The sequence below is a fragment of the Acinetobacter stercoris genome (assembly GCF_900323515.1).
Classification (GTDB): domain Bacteria; phylum Pseudomonadota; class Gammaproteobacteria; order Pseudomonadales; family Moraxellaceae; genus Acinetobacter; species Acinetobacter stercoris.
The window spans coordinates 1-1,532 of the sequence record NZ_OOGT01000380.1 but is presented as its reverse complement, the minus strand read 5'-3'; the positions used below and the strand labels follow the sequence as shown (position 1 = coordinate 1,532).

The following is a 1,532-nucleotide window of genomic DNA, read 5'->3' as shown; positions in this document are numbered from 1 at the left end:
TAAGAATAACAGTTTGTGTAGACTATATAAAAAACCATAAAAAGTATAATCTGTAAACTCAAGGCCCAGGTTTTTATAATCAATTCCTGAGTTAAGCACTAACCCTTCAATATATGCACGTCCTGTGACAAAAAGAAAGCCTAAAGTTAAAGAGGAAAAAAAGGCAAAATTAAATGTAAGTTTCATTTTAAGCTCGTATTCTTAATAAGATTAGCATTTCTAATTAACAGGTTTTTTTTATCATCTTGGCTATTTACNATATGCATTTTTTTATGNCANTTAGGNCAAAGTGCTACNGTATTCTCTGGCGTATCANCACCGCCGTTTGCTAACCANTCTATATGATGTGTTTCTAGATATGGTTCTTTATTTTTATCTAAAAATGGNGCAGGTTGCTCACATAATTGACATATTCCTTGAGCTAATTTTTTGGCTAGCTGAGATACTGAATCGGAACGAATGTAGTACTTTGTCTGAGTATTTCTATAACCAACATCAACTTGTGCTGAAGCTTCAGCATCTTTAACTAATTGTTCAATAGATTTCTTTCTTAGTTTTNTTTGCTTAGTNTTCGAAGCTAATTCAATTTGCTCCAAACTGACTGAGCTATGATCAGATTGTAATCTTACTGGAAATACCCAAACAGTTCTATTATTACCATCTTCATCTGGTTGTTCTTGCTGGTAAGGCTTCTCAACCAANTTAACCTGACCTTGATATAAATACTCAGTATCTTTAAATACTTCGAATAAATGCACAGAAATACCATTAGTATTACTTTCAGCAAGAGTTTTATTTTGAGTATTTAGTTTTTGATCACCTTTACGCCCCATACCAGTATAGTGCANTANATCGCCAACCCATTTATCTTCGTAGATAGATTCAACATGATTTGAAACAATGACTAAAGTGTTCGTTTTTTTGGCCCGACGCATGCCACCTTGTGGTGANCATTTAAATAATTCACAAAGTTCATTGTTATTTANCACTGTACCAGGTAATAAGTCTTGATAAGTTTTTGACATATTTAGTATTTTTTAGAAAGTAGATGCTCAATTATTGGAATATCAGCNGCAGCCCATTCCAAACTCTTCAAATNAAGTAAATCAGACCAGACNATAGCCTGGTGTTCTTTACATATTAAATCATCTATTGAATTGGTTTTACATAAAAAGGCNGTTAATTCAATACTAAAGTCTTCATANNNATGGTTGACNGTAGTNAGAAACTTTTCCGTACTGATTGATAAATTTAATTCTTCTTTAATTTCTCTGATAATGGCTGTTTCATTAGATTCATTTGACTCTACTTTGCCACCAGGGAATTCAAATTTATTGGCTAAATAATCGTATTTATGTGTACCTTTTTGAGCACATAAAATTTTACCTTCATGATGGATCACAGCAGCAACAACTTTAAGATGTTTCATAGAAAAATTATGATATTCAATTAAGAAGAAATTTATCAAAATATGATTTATTTTTAAACATAATATATCAAATTTAAAGGATATTTGACCTTGTACAAGGCAA

1 protein-coding gene and 1 pseudogene are annotated in these 1,532 nt (G+C 31.4%); both read right to left on the bottom strand.

Annotated elements, in window-relative coordinates:
- Nucleotides 1-186 (bottom strand): annotated as a pseudogene (locus tag KPC_RS20665) (hypothetical protein); the annotation flags it as partial.
- Nucleotides 187-1,027: 841 nt separating this feature from the next.
- Nucleotides 1,028-1,429, bottom strand: coding sequence for a (deoxy)nucleoside triphosphate pyrophosphohydrolase (locus KPC_RS19665; protein ID WP_121975988.1), 402 nt, complete (start codon nucleotides 1,427-1,429; stop codon nucleotides 1,028-1,030).
- Nucleotides 1,430-1,532 lie beyond the last annotated feature (103 nt).